A 6288-nucleotide genomic window follows, 5' to 3' on the forward strand; every position below is an offset into this window, starting at 1 on the left:
AGTCCAGCCCTGGGGCCTGATCCGAACGACAGCCCCAGAGGGTGTAACTCCACGGTAGCCACTGCTTCTGTGACCGCATCCTGTACCGGAAGCGGGTCGCCTCCCTACGCACCCGCCCTCTTCAGGACGACCTTCAGCGCCCCGCTGTCGGCCGCCCTGAAGACCTCGTACGCCTCTTCCATCCGGTCGAGAGCGAAGGTGTGCGTGACCAGCGAGCCCGTGGGAAGCCGTCCGGCGGCCGTCATGCCCAGCAGCATCGGGGTGGAGGAGGTGTCGACCAGGCCGGTCGTGATCGTCACGTCCTTGATCCACAGGTCCTCCAGGTGGAGCACCGCAGGTTTTCCGTGGACGCCGACGTTCGCGACGTGTCCGCCGGGGCGCACCGTGCGGGTGCACAACTCGAAGGTCTCCGGCACACCGACCGCTTCGATCGCCACGTCGGCGCCCGAGCCGCCGGTGAGATCAGCGATCACCCGGGCGGGGTCCTCCGCCCCGTTCACCACCTCGTCGGCACCGAACCGCCGAGCGGCCTCCAGCCTGGCGGGAGAGAGGTCGACCGCGATGATCCGGCCGGGGCTGAACAGCTGTGCGGTCGTGATCGCCGCCAGCCCGATCGGACCCGATCCGACCACCACGACCGTGTCGCCGGGGCCGACCCGGCCGTTGAGGACTCCCACCTCGTAGGCGGTGGGGAGGATGTCGGCGAGCAGTACGGCGTCCTCGCTGCTCACGCCGCCGGGCAGGGGGTGAACGGACATGTCGGCGAAGGGGACGCGCACGTACTCGGCCTGCGTACCGTCGATCAGATGCCCGAGCACCCAGCCACCGCCGCCGAGGCACTGGCCGTACCGGGCCTCGCGGCAGTAGCGGCAACGCCCGCACGCCGAGATGCAGGAGACCAGCACGCGGTCCCCCGGCCGCACGGTCCGCACGTCGCGGCCGGCCTCGACCACCTCGCCGACCGCCTCGTGTCCGAGGACCGTCCCCGGGGCGACTTCCGGGACGTCCCCCTTGAGGATGTGCAGATCGGTTCCGCAGATCGTGGTCGCGTCGACGCGGACCACCACGTCCCCCGCGTCCGTGAGCGCGGGGTCGGGGACCTCGTCCCACGACGACTTTCCCGGCCCGTGAAAAACCAGTGCCTTCATGACGTGTCCCCTTCTCCGGGTGTGTGGCTGTCGCTGCCACACACCCGAGCGTGACTCCCGTCGGCACGGCGCCCCAGGGGCCACTCAGCCCTTTCGGGCGTCGACAGGTCCCGGGAAGGGGCTTCCACACCGGGTCGGCGAGGCTCCGGGAAAGGGGCCGGTCGGCCCCTGCCCCGAACCCGGTCACGGCTCCATGCTGGAAGTACGACGAGGCTCGGGAGGCACCGTGTCCGCACAGACGATCGACGAGCGGACGGTGACGGGGCTCGTGGCCGACGCCACCGCCGCACCGTCGATGCACAACGCACAGCCGTGGCTGTTCCGGTACGCCCCGAGCACCCGCACCTTCACGATGTACGCGGATCCGGCGCGTGCCCTGCCGCACGAGGACCCCGACGGACGAGGTCTGCACATCGGGTGCGGAGCGGCGCTGCTCAACCTGCGGGTCGCGCTCGCCCACCTCGGTTTCCGCTCCGAGACGGCGCTGCTGCCCGATCCAGCCGCTCCGGATCTGCTGGCGACCGTACGCGTCGGCTCCGCCGCGACGGCGACGCCGCGGGCCGACCTGTACCCGGCGATCCACGAAAGGCACACGAGCCGCTTTCCGTTCTCCGAGCGCGAGATTCCCACCGGTCTCCGGGACCTGCTCGGGGAAGCCGCCCGCTTCGAAGGCGCCGAACTGGACTTCCTCGCGCCCACGCATCTGCACACCGTGCTGGATCTGATCAGGGACGCCGAGGGCTACAACCTCATGGACCCCGACCGGGACGCCGAGCGGGCCCGGTGGACCAGGAACTCCAGGACGGACGTCACCACCGACGGGGTACCGGACTACGCCTTCGGGCCGCGCAAGCTCGGTGGAACCGCCCCCGCCCGCGACTTCGCCGGGCTCGACGCGGTCCGGGGCCGGCCCACCGTCGACTTCGAGGAACGGCCCCAACTGGCACTGCTCAGCACGGCGTCGGACGGACCGGCCGACTGGCTGCGGACGGGGCAGGCGCTGGAACGGCTGCTGCTCGTCGCCACCCTGCACGGGCTGACGAGTTCGTTCGCCACCCAGGCACTCGAATGGTCCGATCTGCGGTGGCTGCTACGCGATCCGGTCTCGGGCTCGGGGCATGTCCAGATGGTCCTGCGGCTGGGATACGGACCCCACGGACCGAAGACACAGCGTCGCCCCGTACGTGAAGTGCTGAGGTTCACCGACTGATCGGGGATCTCCCGGGCCGGTGGACGCGGTCGAGAGCGCCTCTCTTCACCGCTCGGTCACGCCTCTTGTGCACAATGACCATCAGTCGGCCCAACTGCCCCTCCAGGAACGGCAGTTCGTATGATGCCGCCATGGCAAGTCACGGGGATCTCATAGCGGGGCGCTACCGCATCACCACACCGCTCGGACGCGGCGGTATGGGCACGGTCTGGCGGGCGAACGACGAACTGCTCGGCCGCGCCGTCGCGATGAAGGAGTTGCACGTCGACGAAAGGCTCTCGCCCGCCGAGGCCGAGAGCCGGCGGCAGCGCACACTGCGCGAGGCGCGTTCGGTCGCGCAGGTGAAGCACCCCGGTGTGCTGGTCCTGCACGACGTCGTCCAGCACGACGCGCAGCCCTGGCTCGTGATGGAGCTGATCGACGGCCAGTCGCTCGCCGACCGGATCGCCACGGACGGCCCGGTCGCGCCCGCGGAGGCCGCCCGTATCGGCCTCGCCCTGCTGGCCGCCCTGCGCGCCGCGCACGCGGCCGGAGTGCTGCACCGTGACCTCAAGCCCGCGAACGTACTCCTGGAGGCGGCCACCGGGCGCGTGGTGCTGTCGGACTTCGGGATCGCGCAGGTCGACGGGCAGGCGACGCTTACGGAGACGGGCGCGTTCGTCGGCTCCCCGGAGTACACCGCTCCGGAGCGGATGTCGGGGAAGCGTACGGGCCCGGAGTCCGACCTGTGGTCGCTCGGGGTGCTCCTCTGCGCCGCCGTCGAGGGCGAGTCGCCGTTCCGCCGCGACTCGATGGCGGAGGTGCTGCACGCCGTGGTGATCGACGAGGTCAAGGTGCCCGACTCGGCCGGTCCGCTGCTTCCCGTCGTGAACGGTCTCCTTGAGCGGGATCCCGGGCAGCGGCTCGGCGCCGACGAGGTCGAGCGGACACTGCGCGGCTTTCTGACGCAGGAGCGGATGCCCACCGTGCCCCACACGCCGGTGAGTCCCAAGCCCGGGGGCCCGTCCCCTTCCGGCGCCCCGGTCGTGCTCGGCGCCGCCTCCGCACCGGCCGCGCGCCCACGGGTCCGTACGGCGCTTCTCGTCGGCACGCTGGCCGTCGTCCTCGCGGCGGGCGGCACCGGTGCGTGGGTCATGACGAGGGACGACTCCGCCAAGGGGACGGAGGCGGGGAGCGGTCCCGCGGACGAGGTACGGGAGCGGGACTCCGACGCGGCCACGGAGAAGCCCGCCAAGACCCCCGACACGTCGAAGGATCCCGGCAGGAAGGACTCCGACGCGGCCGAACCCCTCGGCGACGACGCGGACAAGCCCGCTTCCACCGGACCCGCGGAGACCCCCGGGGCCGGCGGCGACCCGGCCCCCGACGGCTACCGGACCGTCACCGACCCGGCCGGCTTCAAGATGGCCACCCCCACGGGCTTCATCCGCACCGACGAATCACCCCGGGTCTTCTACAACTCCGCCGACAACGCCTTCCGTATCGGCGTCCATCCCCAGGCCCTGGACCCGAACGGCCCCGCCGCGGTGATGCGCCAGGCACACGCGTCGGGCCCGTCGGACTACTCCGGCTACCGCGACGGTTCCGTCCGCGAGACCACACACAACGGATTCCCGGCCGCCGTCTGGGAGTTCACCTGGGACGGCGGCGCCGCCGACGGCGGACCGCGCCGAACGTACGACCTGAGCTGGGACGAGGGCGGCAAGATGTACGACCTCTGGGTCTCCGCGCCGGCCGGCCAGGCGGCGGCTGCCGAACGCCACTTCGTCGAGGCCCACAGGTCCTTCGTACGGACGGGCTCCTGACACCAGGGCTGCAAGGTTCTCGCAAGGGTCCGTCCAGCCTTCCGTCCCCCCTGCCGGGCATCCCCTCGACAGAAGGAAGTTCATGGCACTCGGAAGAGTGCGGTCAACAGGGGGACGCCATGTCGGCGTTGAGCAGGACCGGATCGATCACGTACGGGTCCATCACGTACCGATCGACTCCGTACGGATCGAGTACGACAGGATCGGGCACGACAGGATCGGGCACGACCGAAACGAACAGGTTCGAAACAACCACCAGCGACGCGGGGACCACAGAGGCGAACACGGGTGAGTCACGGCAGTGGCTGACCCTGGTGGGGCGCAAGAGGATACTCGCGGTGGTCCACACCGTGACGTACGGGAAACGGCTGCTCGATGTCCTTTCCCTGCTGGAAGCCGACTTCCGGGTCCAGGTCCTCTTCACGGCACCGCCGCACGCCTTCGGCGACGACGTGCCCGCCTTCCTCGCGAGGCTGGGAAGCGTGGTGCTGCCGTGGGAGCAGGCCACCCGTATGACCTTCGATCTCGCCCTCGCCGCCGGGCCGCGCGGCGTGCAGTACATCGACGCACCGCTGATCACACTGCCGCACGGGGCCAACTATCTGAAGCGGGTGACCGAGGGAGCGAACACGGGCGTGGCCGGGCTGCGCAGGCAGGACATCCTGCCCGGCGGGCGACTGCCCGCCGCCGTGGTCGTGCCGCACCACGCCGAACTGCGCGAGCTGGCGCGCGACTGCCCGGAGGCGCTCCCGCTGGCGCATGTGACCGGTGATCCCGTGCATGACCGGATCACCGCAAGCCTGCCGCTGCGCGCCGCGTACCGTCGCGCGCTCGGGCTCGTCGAAGGAGAGAAGTTCGTCGTCGCGGTCTCGACCTGGGGAGCGCACTCCTCCTTCGGCCACTTCGACACGCTGCTGCCGCGGCTGATGGGCGAACTCCCGGCGGCGCGCTACCGTACGGCCCTGCTCGTCCACCCCAATGTGTGGGCCGGCCACGGGGCGTATCAGATCCGTGCGTGGCTGGCACGGTGCGGCCAACTCGGCATGGCGCTCGTGCCGCCGGAGGCGGACTGGCGCAGTGTCCTGATCGCGGCCGACTGGATCATCGGTGATCACGGCTCAGTCACCCTCTACGGGACGCTCACCGGGGCGCCGATGCTGCTGGCCACCTCGCCGGAGCGGGAGATCAATCCGTCGTCGCCCGCCGCGGCTCTCGCGGCGCACGCGCCGACGCTGTCGCCCACCCATCCGCTGATGGACCAACTCGCCTACGCGGCACGCGAGTACCGGCCCGAGGAGTACGCGGCCATCGCCTCGCGCATCACGTCGGAGCCGGGCCGGTTCAACCGGAACATGCGCAGGCTGATGTACGGGCTCCTGGGGATGGGCCAGCCCGCGCACGAGCCGGTGACCGTCCCGCTGCCGGAACCGCCGCCGCTCCCGCTGCCCGGGTGGGCGCCAGGACGCGGGGAGGTGTCGGCGTGAAGCGCTTCGTCGTGGTCGAAGCGGGCCCGGCCCCGGCTGTGCTGAACGCGCGTTGCGCCGACGCGTCGTTCGGCGTGCGCCTCGGCGCCGGGGTCGGTTTCGGCGGTGCGCCGGCGGTCGTCGACGAGCACCTCGTCGTGGACCTGGACGTCTGCCGGGACAGCCGCCTGCTGGACTGCGCGGACGTACTCCAGGGCAGCCGGGCGCGTTCGGTCCCCGACGCACTGCGCCGGTTGGCGGAGCTCATTTCGGCCCACCCGTCCTGCGGAATCGCCGCGTTGCCCCTCGCCGGTGCCGGTGCCGGTGCCGGTGTCGGGGGCGCGGGCGGCTGGGCCGTGGCCGGCGGCTCCGACCGGGCTGTCGTCCTCGTACCGTACGGCCCTCACCTGCCGTACCACGCTTCCGGATACGGGTCGTTGCTGCCGTCGTGCCTGCACGCCTGGCTGGTCGCTGGGCGCTCGCTGCGGGAGTGGCCGTACGCCCGCGGCGCGCGACCGTCCAACTGAGAGACACCAGCCCAACCACACCCGGGACCGGGCCGCCGTCAACAGCGGCCCCGGCCCCCCCACACCCCCCTGCGGGGTCAGCCGACCCCCCCCAGGCCCCCCCCGGCGGGGGGGGGCGTGGGGTAGGAAAACCCC

6 protein-coding genes are annotated in these 6288 nt (G+C 71.6%); 4 read left to right on the forward strand and 2 right to left on the reverse strand.

The features are described 5' to 3' along the window. Positions 1-104 precede the first annotated feature (104 nt). A complete protein-coding gene (locus ACFWV8_RS07660; protein WP_384198854.1) occupies positions 105-1148 on the reverse strand; it encodes a zinc-dependent alcohol dehydrogenase family protein in 1044 nt (347 codons plus the stop codon). Between the two features lie 226 nt (positions 1149-1374). Between ACFWV8_RS07660 and ACFWV8_RS07665 the strand changes: the two genes are divergently transcribed. Continuing rightward, complete coding sequence (locus ACFWV8_RS07665) at positions 1375-2358, forward strand: Acg family FMN-binding oxidoreductase (RefSeq protein ID WP_384198855.1); 984 nt, start codon at positions 1375-1377, stop codon at positions 2356-2358. 131 nt (positions 2359-2489) lie between these two features. Next, positions 2490-4163: a serine/threonine-protein kinase gene (locus ACFWV8_RS07670; protein ID WP_384198856.1), complete on the forward strand. Its 1674-nt coding sequence runs from the start codon at positions 2490-2492 to the stop codon at positions 4161-4163. 103 nt (positions 4164-4266) lie between these two features. Here ACFWV8_RS07670 and ACFWV8_RS07675 read toward each other — a convergent pair whose 3' ends face one another. Then, positions 4267-4389, reverse strand: coding sequence for a hypothetical protein (locus ACFWV8_RS07675; protein ID WP_384198857.1), 123 nt, complete (start codon positions 4387-4389; stop codon positions 4267-4269). Between the two features lie 88 nt (positions 4390-4477). Here ACFWV8_RS07675 and ACFWV8_RS07680 point away from each other — a divergent pair, with 88 nt between their 5' ends. Together ACFWV8_RS07680 and ACFWV8_RS07685 are read left to right on the forward strand one after the other, a co-directional pair. After that, a complete protein-coding gene (locus ACFWV8_RS07680; RefSeq protein WP_384198858.1) occupies positions 4478-5647 on the forward strand; it encodes a hypothetical protein in 1170 nt (389 codons plus the stop codon). Further along, the gene (locus ACFWV8_RS07685) at positions 5644-6153 is read left to right on the forward strand and encodes a hypothetical protein (RefSeq protein WP_384198859.1); all 510 of its coding nucleotides are present in this window, start codon (positions 5644-5646) and stop codon (positions 6151-6153) included. Before ACFWV8_RS07680 ends, ACFWV8_RS07685 begins: the two co-directional genes overlap by 4 nt. The last annotated feature ends 135 nt before the right edge of the window (positions 6154-6288 follow it).

The organism is Streptomyces sp. NPDC058665, from assembly GCF_042714995.1.
Lineage (GTDB): Bacteria > Actinomycetota > Actinomycetes > Streptomycetales > Streptomycetaceae > Streptomyces.